Source organism: Streptomyces sp. NPDC012508 (assembly GCF_042902595.1).
Lineage (GTDB): Bacteria > Actinomycetota > Actinomycetes > Streptomycetales > Streptomycetaceae > Streptomyces.
In genome coordinates this window covers 315,566-332,548 of sequence record NZ_JBIBEO010000005.1, presented here as the reverse complement: position 1 = coordinate 332,548, position 16,983 = coordinate 315,566, and the positions used below count along the sequence as shown (strand labels likewise).

At 69.9% G+C, this 16,983-nt stretch carries 13 protein-coding genes and 1 pseudogene; 8 read left to right on the top strand and 6 right to left on the bottom strand.

What is annotated here, in order from left to right; all coding sequences use genetic code 11:
• Positions 1-9: 9 nt before the first annotated feature.
• Entirely contained in the window at positions 10-834 is an 825-nt protein-coding gene (locus ACFY8U_RS19040; RefSeq protein ID WP_389571510.1) for a hypothetical protein, read from the bottom strand.
• A 61-nt stretch (positions 835-895) separates the two neighbouring features.
• Between ACFY8U_RS19040 and ACFY8U_RS19035 the strand changes: the two genes are divergently transcribed.
• The gene (locus tag ACFY8U_RS19035) at positions 896-1,381 is read left to right on the top strand and encodes a DUF4265 domain-containing protein (protein ID WP_389571508.1); all 486 of its coding nucleotides are present in this window, start codon (positions 896-898) and stop codon (positions 1,379-1,381) included.
• A 189-nt stretch (positions 1,382-1,570) separates the two neighbouring features.
• Here ACFY8U_RS19035 and ACFY8U_RS19030 read toward each other — a convergent pair.
• From ACFY8U_RS19030 to ACFY8U_RS19015, 4 genes and pseudogenes are all read right to left on the bottom strand, one after another.
• Positions 1,571-1,792 (bottom strand): annotated as a pseudogene (locus ACFY8U_RS19030) (DUF6928 family protein); the annotation flags it as partial.
• 88 nt (positions 1,793-1,880) lie between these two features.
• Positions 1,881-2,606 carry a 2-phosphosulfolactate phosphatase gene (locus ACFY8U_RS19025; RefSeq protein ID WP_389571505.1) on the bottom strand — a complete coding sequence of 242 codons (726 nt, stop codon included), beginning with the start codon at positions 2,604-2,606 and terminating at the stop codon, positions 1,881-1,883.
• 183 nt (positions 2,607-2,789) lie between these two features.
• A complete protein-coding gene (locus ACFY8U_RS19020) occupies positions 2,790-3,779 on the bottom strand; it encodes an NAD-dependent epimerase/dehydratase family protein (RefSeq protein WP_389571502.1) in 990 nt (329 codons plus the stop codon).
• Positions 3,776-4,402: a ScbR family autoregulator-binding transcription factor gene (locus tag ACFY8U_RS19015; RefSeq protein ID WP_389571499.1), complete on the bottom strand. Its 627-nt coding sequence runs from the start codon at positions 4,400-4,402 to the stop codon at positions 3,776-3,778. Before ACFY8U_RS19015 ends, ACFY8U_RS19020 begins: the two co-directional genes overlap by 4 nt.
• 181 nt (positions 4,403-4,583) lie before the next feature.
• Between ACFY8U_RS19015 and ACFY8U_RS19010 the strand changes: the two genes are divergently transcribed.
• Complete coding sequence (locus ACFY8U_RS19010) at positions 4,584-5,471, top strand: ScbA/BarX family gamma-butyrolactone biosynthesis protein (RefSeq protein WP_389571496.1); 888 nt, start codon at positions 4,584-4,586, stop codon at positions 5,469-5,471.
• Positions 5,472-5,781: 310 nt separating this feature from the next.
• Here ACFY8U_RS19010 and ACFY8U_RS19005 read toward each other — a convergent pair whose 3' ends face one another.
• Complete coding sequence (locus ACFY8U_RS19005; protein WP_389571493.1) at positions 5,782-7,308, bottom strand: MFS transporter; 1,527 nt, start codon at positions 7,306-7,308, stop codon at positions 5,782-5,784.
• 103 nt (positions 7,309-7,411) lie between these two features.
• Here ACFY8U_RS19005 and ACFY8U_RS19000 point away from each other — a divergent pair, with 103 nt between their 5' ends.
• The 6 genes from ACFY8U_RS19000 to ACFY8U_RS18975 all read left to right on the top strand — a co-directional run bounded on the left by ACFY8U_RS19000 (position 7,412) and on the right by ACFY8U_RS18975 (position 16,980).
• The gene (locus ACFY8U_RS19000) at positions 7,412-8,278 is read left to right on the top strand and encodes a helix-turn-helix transcriptional regulator (protein WP_361608374.1); all 867 of its coding nucleotides are present in this window, start codon (positions 7,412-7,414) and stop codon (positions 8,276-8,278) included.
• A gap of 268 nt (positions 8,279-8,546) precedes the next feature.
• Complete coding sequence (gene car, locus ACFY8U_RS18995) at positions 8,547-12,059, top strand: carboxylic acid reductase (protein ID WP_389571492.1); 3,513 nt, start codon at positions 8,547-8,549, stop codon at positions 12,057-12,059.
• A gap of 105 nt (positions 12,060-12,164) precedes the next feature.
• The gene (locus ACFY8U_RS18990) at positions 12,165-12,866 is read left to right on the top strand and encodes a 4'-phosphopantetheinyl transferase (protein ID WP_389571490.1); all 702 of its coding nucleotides are present in this window, start codon (positions 12,165-12,167) and stop codon (positions 12,864-12,866) included.
• 295 nt (positions 12,867-13,161) lie between these two features.
• On the top strand, positions 13,162-14,334 hold the full coding sequence (locus ACFY8U_RS18985; RefSeq protein WP_389571487.1) for a 3-deoxy-7-phosphoheptulonate synthase: 1,173 nt from the start codon (positions 13,162-13,164) through the stop codon (positions 14,332-14,334).
• Between the two features lie 77 nt (positions 14,335-14,411).
• The gene (locus ACFY8U_RS18980) at positions 14,412-15,068 is read left to right on the top strand and encodes an isochorismatase family protein (protein WP_389571485.1); all 657 of its coding nucleotides are present in this window, start codon (positions 14,412-14,414) and stop codon (positions 15,066-15,068) included.
• A gap of 28 nt (positions 15,069-15,096) precedes the next feature.
• Positions 15,097-16,980: an anthranilate synthase family protein gene (locus ACFY8U_RS18975; RefSeq protein WP_389571483.1), complete on the top strand. Its 1,884-nt coding sequence runs from the start codon at positions 15,097-15,099 to the stop codon at positions 16,978-16,980.
• The last annotated feature ends 3 nt before the right edge of the window (positions 16,981-16,983 follow it).

Here is a 16,983-nt window from a genome sequence, read left to right as displayed (position 1 = left end):
CGGCGGTGCTCAGCGGGCTCGACCAAGTGCCTTCAGAGCAGTGGAAGCGCGAGGCGGGCGGGATGCCGTTGTTGAGCCAGGTCGTGAGGCAGGTGTGGCGGAGGCTGTGTACTGGTCCGCGATAATGAATACGCTGGAGCAGTCGGGGCACTCGGCGTGGCCGAAGAGGTAGGTCAGACCCTCGGCCATCCGCTCCCAACCGTTTCTCAGGGCCGTCTCGTACATCCACCGGGCCGTGGCACCAAGTTCACCGGCGGCAACAGGCCTGAGCGGGCGGCGGCGAATGTCTCCCAAATCCCAGTCGCGATAGGCCGAGTAGCGGCCGTGGTCGCCGATCGCCACGGTGACGCGCATCTCGCAGTGGGGGCAGCCGACCTCGTAGAAGCCGTCTTCGAAGTCGTACTCGGCCAGGCTCCACACGCTCGCGCCGGCGAATGCGAGATGAGCGCGGAAGAGGGCCATCGCGGTCGCCGTTGAAAGGTCACTGTCGGCGAGGCGCCTGGAGACCATCTGCTTCAGTTCGACGATCACTGGGGCCAAGCTCCTGATGAGATCGTCGGCGCCATGGTCCTGGTGGACTCCTGCCATGATCGCTCCGGCCAGTTTCAACGCCCGGTCCACGGCAGTCGTCTCACCGACTTGGGCGATGTCTCGCAGATACGGGAGCGCGGCGAAGCTCGCTGCCGAGACGGTGAGCCCCTCGGTGGCCAGGAGGTGCCAGAGTTCGCGCCATGCTTCCTCATCGCGGGACGGCGATCGCAGAACCCGCTCGAGAACGGGTGGAACCTCGTCGTACGGTCCGCGCCCGCACCTCGGTAGCTGCCACTCGATCATGCGCCGATTCAAGCACGGAGCCGCACGGGACCGAGCCCGAGAGATCGTGCATCCTGACTGGATGACGCAGACCGGAGTCGAACATGTGAAGGTGCACTTCCGCCTTGAGACGGACGGCGATTGGCCGCCTGCCTCGGTGGAGAGTCTTTCTGCTCTCGACCGAGGCAACGGCACCGTGCAACTCGACAACACTCCTTGGTTCGTACGTGGCGTGGCGTGCGGAGACGTCCTCACCATCCGCCCCGACGAGGAAGGCGTTCTCTGGGCGAGCCACGTGGTCGAGCCGTCGCAGCACTGCACGATCCGGCTGATCGTGCTGCGTGACAAGGGATCTGGCGCGGCGCGCCAGAGCGTTCTGAACGCCTTCGCGGAACTGGGAGTGGGCGGAGAAGGGATCGAGCGGTTCGGCATGGTCGCTCTCGACGTGCCGCCGGAGGCAGACCTCGCAAAGGTCCAGCGGCTTCTCGACCACGGCGTGGCCCAACAATGGTGGGACATGGAAGAGGGCTGCATCACCGACATCTGGCGGGCTGCACGGCTCCGATGAGATGCGCGTGCTGCAGTCACTCGCCGACGGCTTCGATCCAGGTCCCGTCTGGGCCGAGGCAGAGCCGCCTGCGTTGCATCCGCTGAGCCGCCTCTTCGAGCCCGGCCCGCTCCTCGGCTCGGCGGGAGGTACCCGGGTCCGTGAGGCGGAAGCCGAACAATGGGCTCGTCCGGTTATTTTATCGACGTCCTCGGGCAAGGGCCGGCCTTCCAGGAGGAAGCCGAAGAAGGAGCGCAGGGCTTCGTTGCCCAGTTCCAGGGGGTGGAAGGGCAGCGCGTACGGCTCCGCGTCCCATTCCGGGTCGAACTCCACGGGTCGGTCGCCCGCCCTAGGGCGTCTCGCGCTCCCTGTCCACCTGGCGTGCGATCCCGCCAGCACGACGGCCTGCGGCCGACTCCCCCTAAGACACATGGCGGGGCCGAAGGTTGCGTTCAAGATGATCACTGTTCGGCAACGCTTGTGCGCCCGCCGGGAGTTGGCCGTCCCGGTGCCGTGCCAGTCAGTCAGTCAGTCGGTCAGTCGGTCGGTCGGTCGGTCGGTCGGTCGGCGAAGGCATCGCGTGGGGGCGGAGGACCATGAGCGGGCCTTCCGGGGTTGCCACCATGGCGAAGGGGAAGCGGTCGACCTCCAGGCAGAGTGCGACGTCGTCGGGGTGGGCTCCTCGACGCACCCCTTCCGTCAGTTCGGTGGCTGCGCGTGACCCGGCGGCACGGCGGAGGAACTCGGCGGCGTCCGTCGCGGTCTCGGTGGTCCTTCGAGCGATGTACTGGGCACATGCCAGGTCTTCCTCGGCCCGACCGTCTTCGCCCGTGACCACGAACGTGACGGTGTCGCTCCCCCGCGCCCGCAGGAACGACGCCGTCGCCTCCGCCACCACGAAGCCGGCGCACAGCACAAGCGACGCCTCCTTGACCGCGAGGGCGCCGACCGTCCCCGCCGTGGTCTTCTGCACGACGGTGCGTCCGCCGAGGTCGACGGAGCGCAGCAGACCCGGCGAGTTGACGGCGTCGAAACCGGGCGCGGGCGCGCCGTCCTTGAGCGTCACCCAGTCCGGGTGGCGCGCCTTCAGCTCCAGGGCCTCGTCCAGCGACCCGGCGAGAACGATCTTTTCCGCCCCTCGCGCGAAGGCCCAGGCGGCCACGGTGAAAGCGCGCATGACGTCGACCACGACCGCCACGGACGGGGTTTCGACCAGATCGGTGATGCCACGGAAACGAGCGTCCATCCGGTGATGATCACTCATGCCCGACCCGAAGCGCCCGGAGAGTGATGCGCCTCACTCGTTCCGGCGAGGCGCGGTCAGTCGCGGGGCTCGATGCGAAGGCCGGTGAGCAGGGCACGGAGGCCGGGGCCTGCTCCTGCGGGCCGGCGAGCTGAGCCCGGACCCGGACAGACGTCCCGGCCCCCGCTACCGCGCCGCCCCCGCCACCCTCCGTTCGGCGAGGAAGGCGCGGTACCAGGGGGCCGCCGCCGCGAGGCGGGTCAGGGGGCCCGGGCCCGGGGGGCACGAGGTCGCGTGCCAGATGTCCTCGGACGCGTACCAGTGGTCCTGGGCGAGCAGTGAGAACTGGCGCTCGCTCACTCGGCCCGGGGTGCTCCGCAGCCGGTCGAGGCAGGCCTCCCACGGCCAGTCCTCCTCGGCCCAGGGCAGTACGTCCAGCGCCGCCAGCGCCGCCATCAGGTCACCGTTACCGACAGGCCGGGGATGGCTCGCGTGGTACACCCCGGACACCGGCGCGTCCGGAGCGGTCGCCAGGGTGGTGATCAGGCGGGCCAGGTCGTCCACGCCCACCAGCGACAGCAGCCCGCGGCCGCCGTCCCATCGGGCCGGGACCCGTTCGAGCAGCTCCGCGAGCGCGGGCACCACCCAGCGGTCGCCCGCACCCAGGACGAGCCCGGGGCGCAGCACGATTCCGCCCGCGGCCAGCACCGGCGTCTCGCCGGCCAGCCGGGTGCGGCTGGCGGGTGAGACCGGCGCGGGCGCGATCTCGTCGACCGCGATCCCGCGGTGCGGGCCCGGTCCGTAGACCGCCGCGGTGGACAGGTGGACGATGCGGTCCACCCCCCAGCGGACGGCCGCGTCGACCAGGCCCGCCGTTCCCTGGATGTTGACCGCCGCGCACTGGCCCTCGTCGCCGGAGATGCGCGAGGCGAGGTGGATCAGGACGTCCGCCCCGCCCGCCACCCCACGCAGCGACGCCCGGTCCGTCAGGTCCACAGGCACCCACGTCACCCCGGGAAACGCCGAGGACGACGCCGACACGGACGCCGGTCGGCCGAGAGCGCGGATCGAGAGCTCGTGGCCGGTCTCGCGCGCGGACGCGGCCAGTTCGTGCAGCACCCGTGAACCCACGAAGCCCGTCGCCCCGGTCAGTACGACCCGGAGAGGACGGCTCACGTGGCGCCCACCGCGTCCCCCTCGGGGATCCGCAGGCCGCCGATGACGGACGCCGGCGCCAGGGCCGGCAGCAGACAGCGCCACATGTCGGCGATCCGGCGGGGCAGGTCGGCGCGGCCGGTGGAGAGCTGCGACATGACTTGCGTACCGGTGTACGCGGCGACCAGGAGCTGCGCGAAGGCGGCCTCGTCCACGCCGTCGAGCAACTGGTCCTTCTGCCGCGCCACGACGAGCTCCTGGTGGAAGCGGTCGGCCCACCACTCGTATATCGAGTACTCCTGCTTGCCCACCACCCCCTGCTCGACCGCCAGTCGGACACCGGCCCGCAGCAGGGTGTTGCGCTGCATCTCGACCGCGAGATACCCGGTCATGTCCAGGAGCTGCTGGAGACCGCCCTCCCCCTCGGGGAACTTCAGGTCCGCGGCCTGTTCGAGGATGACCGCGCGGGCCAGCCCCTCCTTCGACCGGAAGTGGAAGTACACGGCACCCGCCGTGACGCCCGCCCGATCCAGGATCTTGGTGATGCTCGCGCCGAGGTACCCGGCTTCGTCGAACACTTCCGCTGCGGCCCGGAGCACCAACTCCCGCGTGCGGATTGCCCGTTCCTGCCTGTGTTCCGCCACTGGCCCGTTACCTCGTATTACCTCGACAAAGAAAAAGAGTGACCACTATCTTATGTGAGCGGACAGCCGAGACACCAGTGCTCGGGCCCCGCGAATGTTGTGGAACAGTCAGGGGAGAACTGTTGTGCCTCCGATAGACCTTGCGCGAGACCGGGCGACCACCGGTCCCGTGCCTGTGCCCATGTCGTACACCCATAAGACGAATCCCGCCGAAGTACTCCTGGCGAGCTGGCACCGGACGGGGAACGACACGTTCACCGTCACCGCCCGGTGGCCGCGTGAGCACGCGTTCTACCTGGCCCGGTTCGGAAGGCACGACCCCCTCTTCCTGACGGAGACGGTGCGCCAGACGCTGCCGCTGCTGTCGCATGCCGCGTACGACGTCCCCTTCGGGCATCAGCTGCTCTGGAAGGACTTCGGCTGGGACGTGGACCCGGAGGCGCTTCGGGTCGAGGGGGGCTCCGACGCCGAGGTCGCACTCCACATCACCGCTTCGGACGTGAAGTACCGCAGGGAACGGGCGACGGCCGTCACGCTCTTTGTCGAGGCCGAGCGGGCGGGCCGCCGACTGGCCACCGCCAGGACCAGTTTCACGATCCAGGACCGTGCCGTGTACGAGCGGCTGCGCGGCCGGTACGCCGACATCGAGAGCGCGAACGCCCGGGTGCTGCCGCTGCCGCCGCCCTCGCCCACCCAGCAGACGGGCCGCGACCGCTTCCAGGACGTCGTGCTCTCGTGCACCGACGTCCCCCTCCGCTGGCAGCTGCGGACGGACACCTCGCACCCCGTCCTCTTCGACCACCCCGTCGACCACGCCCCTGGCATGCTGCTCCTCGAAGCCGCCCGCCAGGCCGCGCAGGCGGCGGCGCACCCGCGGCAGACAATGGTCGCCGGCATGCAGTGCGACTTCAGCCGGTACGCCGAGCTCGACGCACCGTGCTGGGTGACGGCCAAGGTCCTGCCCCGCGACCTGGACGGGCGGCCTCGCATGCTGGTCACGGCGGAGCAGAACGACGAGGAGATCTTCACGTCGGTCGTCGCGCTGTACGAGGTACCGGCGGGCCACTGACGGAACTGGTCACGCGCACCCAGGGGCCCGGACGGCACTTGCCCGTCCGGGCCCCCAGCCGTGTCGGGCGCCTGTTGCTTCCCAGCAACTCCGTACGCCTGGCCTGAGGTGCGGGTTCCTCCGGGCGAGGCACGACCGCGCCCCGGTCCGCAGGGGGGAGGCTGCGGGCCGGGGCACGGCCGTTCATGGGGTGCGCCTGGTGATCAGGGAGCCGGGGGGGCTACGGAGGCCCGCGCCGCCGGCACTCATACCGGCACCCGCGCCGCCGGCACCCGGACTGGCACTCGTACCGGCACCGGCGCCCGTGCCGTCAACGAGGCGTGCTCTCCACGCGCTCCGCCTTCTCCTCGGACGGGGAGGCCGGGGCCGGCTCCTCGGGCGCGGTCCTGGGCAGCCACCGAAGTGCCAGGATGCCGAGCGCGACGTGCAGGAAGCTGGCCACCGCCACCGCCGCGTGCAGTCCGGTGACGAAGGCCGACTTCGCGTCCGTGACCACGGCGGACGCGAGACCGGGGAGCTGCAGGGTCTCGTCGAGCGTGGGAGCGAGGTCGGGTCCCTGGAGCCGGAAGAGCAGCGCGGCGAGGGAGCCGATGAGCGCGATGCCGAGGGCGTTGCCGATCTCGTTGCTGGTCTCGGCGATCGCGCCGGCCGAACCGGCTCGCTCGGCCGGGACCGCGCCGACCGCGGTGTCGGCGACGACGCTGAAGGAGATGCCGTATCCCAGGCCCGCGATGGACGTGGAGGCGATGTACCAGCCGACCCCGCCGGTGATGGTGGTGGGGAGCAGGAACAGCAGCCCTGCCGCGATGGAGAAGTGGCAGATGATGAGAATCGTCCGCTTGCCGATGCGGTCGACCACCATGGGCGTGACGACACAGGTCACGGTGAGGACCACCGCGCCGGGAAGTGCCAGGAGCGCTGCCTGCAGGACGGGGAGGTCGAGGACGGACTGGAGGTAGACGCCCGACAGGTAGGCGGCCGCCGACCAGGCTGCCAGCGGCAGCAGGCCGGTGATGATCGCGACGGTGAAGACCCGGTCGCGGAAGAGCGAGAAGTCCATCAACGGGTATTCGAGGTGCCGCTGCCGGCGCACGAACAGGGCCAGGAGCACGACGCCGCCCAGTCCCACGAGGACGGAGAGCAGCGAGAACCCTTCGGCGGCCGCGTGCTTGAGGCCGTACACGACCCCCAGGAGGCCTGCCGCGGAGGCCACGACGCTGAAGACGTCGACGCGGCCGGGACGGGTCGTACTCACCTCACGCAGCAGGATGGGCGCGAAGATGAGGAACAGGGCGATGACCGGCAGGTTGATCAGGAAGACCGAGCCCCACCAGAAGCGTTCCAGCAGGACGCCGCCCGCGACCGGGCCGATGGCGAACCCTGCCGCGAAGGCCGCGGCGAAGATGCCGATGGCCTGCGCCCGCCGCCGCGGGTCGGTGAACAGCTCGCTCAGCACGGCCAGCGCCGACGGCAGAAGAGTCGCACCGGCCACACCCATCAGAGCGCGGGACGCGATGAGAAGTTCCGGGCTGGGCGCGAAGGCCGACGCCGCGGAGGCGAGGCCGAAGACGGTGGCTCCGATCATCAGCAGCTTCAGGCGGCCGTACCGGTCACCGATGTTGCCGAAGGCGATCAGCAGCGAGCCGACGGCGAAGCCGTAGATGTCCAGGGTCCACAGGGCCTGATCGGCCGTGGGGGTGAGGTCCTGACTGACCCGGGGCATCGCCAGGTACAGGATCGACCCGTCCATGGAGACCAGCAGGACGGGGCCGAGTACGACCAGCAGTCCCAGCCACGCACGCAGGCCGGGTGAGTTGTGTGTGTGCTGTTCCGACATGCCTCGACCGTCGGCCATGGCCCTGCCGACAGCCACCCCCCTGCTGGGGGTACACCTGACAGGTATACCCACCGGTGCGCACGATCGGCTTACGCTTGCGGTCGTGGAGAGCCTCGGAACGTTCCTGAAGAGCCGCCGTGACCGGGTCACCCCGGACGAGATCGGGTTGCGCACCCATGGCAATGGGCGCCGCGTTCCCGGGCTGCGGCGGGAAGAGCTCGCCCAGCTGGCCGGGGTGAGCGCCGGCTACTACACGCGGCTGGAGCAGGGCCAGGCCGAGACGGCCTCGGAGCAGGTGCTCGACGCGCTCGCCCGGGCGCTGCAGCTCGACTCGACCGAGACCGTGCACCTGCACAACCTCGCTCGGCACTCGCCGACGCCACGGCTGGCCGAGCCCCCGGCGGAGGAGCCCCACAAGCGCGTCCTCGCGCTCCTGGAATCCCTCGGCGAGGCGACGCCGGCGATCGTCCTGGGCCGCCGCGGAGACGTGCTCGCGTGGAACCGCAGCGGACACGCGCTTCTCGCCGAGCACATCGCCTTCGAGACGCCGGACGATCCGGAACGCCGCCCGTCGATCCCCCGCATGTTCTTCCTCGACCCGGTGACGCGTGACCTGTACAGCAACTGGCACACGCTCGCCCGCGCCCACGTGGCGTACCTCCGGCTGACCGCCGGCCGCTATCCCACCGATGCGCGCCTGGCGGGGCTGATCGGCGAACTCACCATGCGCAGCGACGACTTCTCGGCCCTGTGGGCGAACCGGGATGTCGCGGACTGCACCACGGGAACCATGCACATACAGCACACGACCGTGGGCGCGGTGAGTGTCGACTACCAGGTCTGGCTGCAGCCTGACAGCCCTGACCACCGCCTTGAGGTCTACACCCCGAACGACTCGAGTTCCGCCGACGCCTTGCAGGTCCTGACCCACCAGAGCCATCGCTCCGCCGAATCCCAGCGCGACGACTGATCGGCGCGCTTCTGCTTCGTACTCGCTTTCACCGCCGCCGACACCGTACGGGCCCAGGTCCGTACGGTGTCGGCGCGTTTCCGCATGCCCGCGATCCATTCGCCTCGGGCACACGAACACTGTGCAGTCGCTTTCGCGCGACGGACCTGACATAGACGTTCTCCGGCTTAGCCATGGGGTGCTCGAGTAGGTAGCGTCGTGTCGCGAGTAAGGGTGGTGCGCCCCGGGTTCTTACACCTGTGGGCCAGTACATCGTTGTCCGAATTCGATGATCCCTTTCCCGTCCGAAGCGGGACGGCGCCGCCGGGAGACCACCGGCCACCAATCCCTCTCGCTGTCAGCCGAGATCAGGTCCGTACACGACGCGGAGACCAAAATGCGACTTGCGCAAGTGATGGAAAACGTAATGGTGCGCCATGCCGACCGGCCGGCCATCGGAGAACGTGCCAAGGAATTTGTGCAGGACCCGGGGACCGGCCGTGTGTCGTACCGTCTGCTCCCGCGGTACGAGAAGACCAGTTTCGGCGAACTGTGGGCGCGTGTACGCGCGGTGGCGAACGAATGGCATGGTGACGCGCGGCATCGGCTGAAGCCGGGCGACCGGGTCGCCGTGCTCGGTTTCGCGAGCGGCGACTACACCGTCATCGATCTGGCGTGCACGTACCTCGGGTTCGTCAGTGTTCCGCTCCAGACCAGTTCGCCGGCGGCGCAGCAGAGGGCCATCGTCGACGAGACGGAGTCCCGCATCGTGGCCGCGAGCGTCGAACGCCTGGGCAGGGCGGTGGAGCTCGCTCTTGAGAGCCCGTCGGTGGAGCGCATCCTGGTCTTCGACTTCCACCCGGAGGTCAGCGACCACGCCGACGCGCTGGGCGAGGCGCGCGACCGCCTCACGAACGCCGGCCGGTCCGTGCGTGTCGACACCCTTCCCGAGGTACTCCGCCGGGGAGCGGGTCTTCCTGAGGCGCCGCTGTTCGTTCCCGGCGAGGACGACGACCCGCTGGCGATGCTCATCTACACCTCGGGAAGCACGGGAACGCCCAAGGGCGCGATGTACACCGACCGTCTGACCAGCGCGATGTGGGGCGGTGCGTGGTCGAAGCTCTTCTCCGAGGGCGAGACGGTCACCTTCAGCTACATGCCGATGAGCCATGTCGCCGGCCACTCCTCGCTGAAGAACACCCTGGCGCGGGGCGGCATCACGTACTTCACGGCCAAGAGCGATCTGTCGACCTTCTTCGAGGACATCGCTCTGGCGCGCCCGACGGAGCTCTCGCTGATCCCGCGCATATGCGAGTTGATCTTCCAGAAGTACCGGAGTGAACTCGATCGGCGGACCGCGGCGGTGGGCGCCGCCGACCGTGCCGCCCTGGAGGACCAGGTCAAGGAGGAGATGCGGGTGAACCTGCTCGGCGGCCAGGTCGCCTGGGCCGGGTGCGCGTCCGCTCCCCTGTCCGCCGAGCTGACGGCCTTCATGGAGTCTCTCCTCGGCCTCGACCTGCACAACATCTACGGCTCCACCGAGGCCGCGGCCGTTTCGGTGGACGGGGAGATGCTGAGCCCGCCGGTCATCGACCACAAGCTCGTCGACGTTCCCGAACTCGGCTACTACCTCACCGATTCCCCGCATCCCCGCGGGGAACTGCTGCTCAAGTCCGACGCCCTCATTCCCGGCTATTACAACCACCCGGAGTTGACGGCCGAACTCCTCGACGAGGACGGTTTCTACAAGACGGGTGACATCGTCGCCGAGATCGGGCCGGGACGGCATGCCATCATCGACCGCCGCAAGAGTGTACTGAAGCTTTCCCAGGGCGAGTTCGTGGCGACCGCGCGCCTGGAGGCCATTTTCGCCTACAGCCCTCTGGTCCGTCAGGTATTCGTGTACGGGAACAGTGAACGGTCCTATCTGCTGGCCGTCGTCGTCCCTTCCGCCGACGCCCTCACCCGCTTCGGCGGCCGGACGGAGGAACTGCAGCAGGAGCTCAGCGAGTCCTTCGTCCAGGTCGCGAAGGAGGAAGGGCTGAATTCCTACGAGATCCCGCGCGAATTCCTCATCGAGACCGAGCCGTTCAGCCAGGACAACGGCCTGCTCTCGGATCACCGGAAGCTTCTGCGCCCCCGCCTCCTGGAGCGGTACCGGGAGCGGCTGGAAGAGCTGTACGTGGAGATCACCGCGCGCGAGAACGAGGAGCTGCTGGACGTCCGTCGCGGCGCCGCCGAGCGGTCCGTGCTGGAGACGCTCCAGCGTGCGGCCCAGGCGCTGCTCGCCGGCTCGGGGGTCGAGGTGAGCCCCTCGGCGCACTTCAGGGATCTGGGTGGCGACTCGCTCACCGCGGTGTCGTTCTCCGACCTGCTCGACGACATCTTCGAGGTCCGCGTCCCGGTGGACATGATCATCAGTGCGGCCACCGACCTCCAGCAGCTGGCCGACCACATCGAGGCCAAGCGCGCGAGCGGACTGAACCGGCCCGGCTTCGCGTCGGTGCACGGACAGGGAAGCACCGAGGTCCGGGCCGCCGACCTCACCCTGGAGAAGTTCATCGACGCGGAGACGCTCGCCGAAGCCGAGCGACTGCCTCTTCCCGAGTCGCCCCGGACCGTCCTGCTGACCGGGGCGAGTGGCTATCTCGGGCGCTTCCTGACGCTGGAGTGGCTGGAGCAGCTGGCGAAGACCGACGGCCGGCTGGTCTGCCTCGTGCGCGGGAAGGATGTGGCGGCCGCCAGGAAGCGCCTGGAGGAGTCGTTCGCAGGCGGCGACGGGCAGGCGGCGCAGCGGTTCGAGACGTTGGCCGCCGACCATCTGGAGGTCGTGGCGGGCGACATGGCGGAGCCGCAGCTGGGGTTGAGCGACCGCACCTGGGAGAGGCTGTCCGAGGAGGTGGACGTGATCGTCCACGCCGGCGCTCTCGTCAACCATGTACTGCCGTACAACCACCTGTTCGAGGCCAACGTGGTGGGAAGCGCCGAGCTGATCCGGCTGGCGCTCACCGGGCGGATGAAGCCGTTCACCTACATATCCAGCGTGGCCGTCGCCACGTCCCAGAGCCCCGCGCTCGGGGAGGACCCCGACGTCAGGCAGGCGCTGCCCGTACAGCCGGTCGACGCGGGGTACGCCAGCGGCTACGCGACGAGCAAGTGGGCGGGAGAGGTGCTGCTGCGCGAGGCGCACGATCTGTGCGGCCTCCCGGTCACGGTGTTCCGGTCGAACATGATCCTCGCCCACAGCCGCTACGGCGGACAGCTCAACGTCCCGGACATGTTCTCCCGGCTTCTCTTCAGTGTGCTCGCGACCGGTATCGCGCCCGCGTCCTTCTACCGCGCCGACGGTGAAGGCAAGCGGCCGAGGGCGCACTACGACGGTCTCCCCGTGGACTTCACCGCCGCGGCCGTCGTGTCGCTGGGCGGGCAGATCACCGGCGAGTACCGGACGTTCAGTCTGGTGAACCCGCACGACGACGGGATCTCGCTCGACACCTTCATCGACTGGCTGAGCGATTCGGGCCGTCGCATCGAGCGGATCGACGACTACGCGGACTGGCTCGACCGGTTCGAGACGGCGATGCGGGCGCTTCCCGAGGAGCAGCGGCAGTACTCGTCATTGCCGCTCATCCATGGATTCAAGGACCCGGAGACCGCGGTGCGCGGATCCGGCATTCCCTCCGAGCGATTCCGTGCGGCCGTCCAGGCCGCGAAGGTCGGGCCCGACGAGGACATCCCGCACATCTCTCCCTCGCTCATCGAGAAATACGCCAGGGATCTGACGTCGCTCATGTCCGCCTGAATCGACTGATCGCACGGGTCCGACGGCCGGCGCACACGCCGCTTCGGCAGGAATGGTCACGCCCTGCCGGGCGGCGCGTTCTCTCTGCACAGGACCGGGGTCCCCTTGATCGAAACTCTGCTGCCCTTTCCGATGGTTTCCGCGGAGCGATTCAGCGACGTCTCGGGTGACGTTCTCTTCCCTTCCGAGCGTCAGGTGATCGCCGGGGCGGGCGTCGCGCGCCGTCGGGAATTCGCCACCGTACGGGCCTGCGCCCGCACGGCGCTCGCGCGGCTCGGCGTTCCCGCGGCGCCGGTCCTGCCCGACGCCCACGGCGCTCCCCGGTGGCCCGCCGGCGTCGTCGGTTCCATGACGCACTGCGCGGGCTACCGTGCCGCGGCCGTGGCCCGCGCGTGCGACGTGGTGGCGGTCGGCATCGACGCCGAACCCGATGCGCCGATCCCCACCCGCGGCGCCCGCGCGCTCGTCACCGTGGCCGAGGAGCGGGCCCACATCGCGGAACTGGGTGTGCGCCGGCCCGGTGTCAGCTGGGACCGGTTGATCTTCAGCGCGAAGGAGAGCGTCTACAAGGCCTGGTATCCGCTGACCGGCCGATGGCTGGAATTCGACCAGGTATTGATCACCGTCTCTCCCGACGAGGGCACGTTCTCCGCCCGCCTGCTCGTACCGGGGCCGAAAATCGGCGCGAGGAGAATCCGCGGATTCACGGGCACCTGGACACAGGCCCAGGGCCTTCTCCTCACGGCCGTCGCCGTGACGTCGGCGACCCGTTCCCCCTGCTCGGACTCCGCCCCCGAGCGCACTTGACGTACTCCTGGGGCCGTCATTGCGCGGCCCATTCCGTCGGCCGATAGTGAAGTTCGACGGATCGGCGCACGCGCTGAAAAGAAGCGCCGACGTTCTCGACCACCGGGAAGGCATGCCGACGGCGCACGGCCCTCTCCCGGGATTGTCCATGGCCCACCGGAACCCGTCCGTGAACCGCTGAATACCGCGTTGTCCAGACGGATCCGGCCGGTGCATTCCTGTCCGTGCCCCACTGCGAATTGACCCACGTCCGCTCCTGCCCGGATTCGCTCCGGCATGCTCGCTGAGGGAATCGATGATCGACATTCAGTCCTACCTCCGGTCCATACCCGCGCTGCAGCAGCCCGACTGGGAAGGCCACGCCTCCCTGGAAGACGTCCGTACGGATCTCGGGCGGATGCCGGCTCTCGTGGACGCCGAAGCCGTGCGCCGCCTGCGCGCGCTGCTGATGGAAGCCGCCGCAGGGCATCTGCAGGTGATCCAGACCGGCGACTGCGCCGAGGACCCCGCAGAGGCCACCCCCGAGGACGTCACGCGCAAGGCCGCGCTGCTCGACGTACTGGCCGGAACGATGAAGCTCGCCTCGGGCAAGCCCATCATCAGGGTGGGCAGGATCGCCGGGCAGTACGGCAAGCCCCGCTCCTCCCCGACCGAGACCGTCAACGGCTCCCAACTGCCCGTCTACCGCGGGCACATGGTCAACCGCCCGGAGCCGGACGCGGCGCTGCGCCGGCCCGACCCCCGGCACCTGCTGAGCGGCTACCGGGCCGCGAGCGACACCATGCACTACCTCGGCTGGCGCGGCACCGCCAGCAGGTCCGAGCTCGAGGTGCCGGTGTGGACCAGCCACGAGGCGCTGCTGCTGGACTACGAACTGCCGCTGCTGCGCCGTGAACCGGACGGTTCGCTGCTGCTGACGTCCACGCACTGGCCGTGGGTGGGCGAGCGGACCCGGCAGCTGGACGGCGCCCACATCGGGCTCCTGGCCGCGGTCTCCAACCCGGTCGCCGTCAAGGTGGGCCCGACCATGACACCCGACGAGCTGCTCACCCTGTGCGAGCGCCTGGACGCCCAGCGGCGCCCCGGACGGCTGACGCTGATCTCGCGCATGGGTGCCGACAACGCCGGCGAGCGGCTGCCCGCGCTGGTCGAGGCGGTCGCCAAGGCCGGTCACCCGGTGCTGTGGCTGTCGGACCCGATGCACGGCAACACCGTCTCCAGTCCCGAAGGGCTCAAGACCCGCCTGGTGCGGACGGTCGTCCGCGAGGTCGAGAACTTCCAGGCCGCGGTGAGCCAGAACGGCGGCGTCGCGGCGGGCCTGCACCTGGAGACGACCCCGGACACGGTCACCGAGTGCGTGATGGACGAGTCCGGCCTCGCCCGCCTGGGCGACAAGTACCTCAGCTTCTGCGACCCCCGCCTCAACCCCCAGCAGGCCATCGAGGTCGTCTCGGCCTGGCGGGGCTGAACCCGGCGCCGTACGACAGCACGCCGGCACACATCCGTACCCGTGGAACCCCCAGCGCAGAGAGGACCGACCGGCCCATGTCCGGTATCCCCCCGATCGAGCCCTATCCGATGCCCCAGGAGGGCGAGCTGCCGGAGAACACCGTCAGCTGGCCCGTGGACCCCCGCCGGGCCGTACTGCTGCTGCACGACATGCAGGAGTACTTCCTCAAGCCGTTCCCGCGCTCCGAGGCGCCCGGCGACGCCCTGGTCGGCAACACCGCGCTGCTGCGCGAGCGGTGTGCCGAGCTCGGCATCCCCATCGCGTACACGGCGCAGCCCGGCGGGATGACGCCCGAGCAGCGCGGACTCCTGAAGGACTTCTGGGGCCCGGGGATGAATCCCACGCCCGAGCACCGCAAGGTGGTCGAGCCCCTCGAACCGGGCCCCGGCGACTGGACGTTCACGAAGTGGCGCTACAGCGCCTTCTTCAAGTCCGACCTGCTGGAACGGATGCGGTTCCACCGGCGCGACCAGCTGATCATCTGCGGCGTGTACGCGCACGTGGGCGTCCTGATGACGGCCGTCGAGGCGTTCACCAACGACATCCAGCCCTTCCTGGTGGCCGACGCCGTGGCCGACTTCTCGGCCGGCCACCACCGGCAGGCCCTCGACTACGCGGCACAGCGCGCGGCCCGCGTCGTGTCCGCCAAGACCGTGATGAGCGAACTCGACGCGGGCGCCGCGGCGCTCTGACCGCGCCCCACCGCCGAAAGGAATCCCCATGGCAAGGCAGGACAGCGCGCCCGACCTCCTGGCACGCATCCTCGACGGCTCGGCCGGCGCGTTCGCACTGATGCACCGGCCCGAGACGGTGGACCCGGACACCCTGGAACTGCTGGCCGGCGACGTGACGCAGATCGCGTCGCTCGCCGACCTCGACCTGCCCCCGCAGGACGGCACGGGTGCCCGTACGGAACTGCTCACCCTCATCCCTTACCGCCAGCTCGCCGAGCGGGGCTTCGCCGCTCCCGACGACGGGGCGCCGCTGCTGGCCATGACGGTGCGCGAGCAGGCGGCGGTGCCGCTGCGCGCGACGCTTCCGCTGCTGCCGGACGAGCCGGTGAAGGTGACCGACGGCCACTTCGACGTGGACGACGAGGCCTACGCGGAGATCGTGCGGCGGGTCGTCGCGGACGAGATCGGTACCGGCGAGGGCGCCAACTTCGTGATGCGGCGCACGTTCACGGCACAGCTGCCCGGGTTCGGTCTGCCCGCGGCGCTGTCGTTCTTCCGCCGCCTGGTGCAGCGGGAGGCGGGGGCGTACTGGACGTTCCTGGTGCACACCGGCGAGCGGACGTTCGTGGGCGCCACGCCCGAGCGGCACATCAGCGTCCACGACGGTACGGCGGTGATGAACCCGATCAGCGGCACCTACCGCTACCCGGCGGGCGGCCCGGACCTCGACGGCGTCATGGAGTTCCTCGCCGACCCCAAGGAGGCCGACGAGCTGTACATGGTCGTCGACGAGGAACTCAAGATGATGGCCCGGATCTGCCCGGAGGGCGGCCGGGTGGTGGGCCCCTATCTCAAGGAGATGGCGCGGCTGGCGCACACCGAGTACTTCATCGAGGGCCGGACCGACCGCGATGTGCGGGACATCCTGCGCGAGACGCTGTTCGCGCCGACCGTGACCGGCTCCCCGCTGGAGAGCGCCGCGCGGGTCATCAGCCGGTACGAGCCCCAGGGCCGCGGCTACTACAGCGGTGTGGCCGCCCTGATCGGCCGCGACGCCGCGGGCGGCCGCACCCTGGACTCGTCGATCCTGATCCGTACCGCCGACATCGACGACGAGGGCATCATGCGGATCGGGGTCGGCGCGACCCTGGTGCGCCACTCCGACCCGGAGTCCGAGGTGCACGAGACCCGGGCCAAGGCTGCGGGGCTGCTCGCCGCGCTCGGTGACCCCGAGCCCATCCGGTTCGGGGCGCACCCCGCGGTCCGCGAGGCCCTCGACGAACGCAACGAGCGCATCGCCGACTTCTGGCTGAAGGACCAGGGATCACGGCACGGCGCGGACGGGCCGCTGTCCGGCCGCCGGGTGCTGGTGATCGACGCCGAGGACACCTTCACGGAGATGATCGCCCATCAGATCCGTTCGCTCGGCGGAGAGGTGAGCGTACGGCGCTTCGACGAGCGCTACTGCTTCGACGAGCACGACCTGGTCGTGATGGGGCCCGGCCCCGGCGACCCGCGCGAGACGAGCGACCCGAAGATCGCGCACCTGCGGTCGGCGGTGGCCCAGCTCCTGGAGGAACGCCGGCCGTTCATGGCGGTCTGCCTGAGCCACCAGGTGCTCAGCACTCTGATCGGACTCGACCTGGTGCGCCGGCCGACGCCCAACCAGGGCGCCCAGCACGAGATCGACCTCTTCGGCGCGCGGGAGCGGGTGGGCTTCTACAACACCTTCGCCGCGCACTCCGACGGTGACTCCTTCGAGCACCCGGTGCACGGGCGCGTCGAGGTCAGCCGTGACCCGCGGACGGGCGAGGTGCACGGTCTGCGGGCGGCCGGCTTCGTGTCCATGCAGTTCCACGCCGAGTCCGTACTGACCGTCGACGGGCCCCGGATCATCGGCACGCTCCTCGCGGAGGTGGCCGGCGGCTGACCC

Coding starts and splice junctions, on each gene's coding strand:
- ACFY8U_RS19040 (WP_389571510.1), bottom strand. CDS start 834: ATGATCGAGTGGCAGCTACCGAGGTGCGGGCGCGGACCGTACGACGAG.
- ACFY8U_RS19035 (WP_389571508.1), top strand. CDS start 896: ATGACGCAGACCGGAGTCGAACATGTGAAGGTGCACTTCCGCCTTGAG.
- ACFY8U_RS19025 (WP_389571505.1), bottom strand. CDS start 2,606: ATGGACGCTCGTTTCCGTGGCATCACCGATCTGGTCGAAACCCCGTCC.
- ACFY8U_RS19010 (WP_389571496.1), top strand. CDS start 4,584: ATGTCGTACACCCATAAGACGAATCCCGCCGAAGTACTCCTGGCGAGC.
- ACFY8U_RS19005 (WP_389571493.1), bottom strand. CDS start 7,308: ATGTCGGAACAGCACACACACAACTCACCCGGCCTGCGTGCGTGGCTG.
- car (WP_389571492.1), top strand. CDS start 8,547: ATGATCCCTTTCCCGTCCGAAGCGGGACGGCGCCGCCGGGAGACCACC.
- ACFY8U_RS18985 (WP_389571487.1), top strand. CDS start 13,162: ATGATCGACATTCAGTCCTACCTCCGGTCCATACCCGCGCTGCAGCAG.
- ACFY8U_RS18980 (WP_389571485.1), top strand. CDS start 14,412: ATGTCCGGTATCCCCCCGATCGAGCCCTATCCGATGCCCCAGGAGGGC.
- ACFY8U_RS18975 (WP_389571483.1), top strand. CDS start 15,097: ATGGCAAGGCAGGACAGCGCGCCCGACCTCCTGGCACGCATCCTCGAC.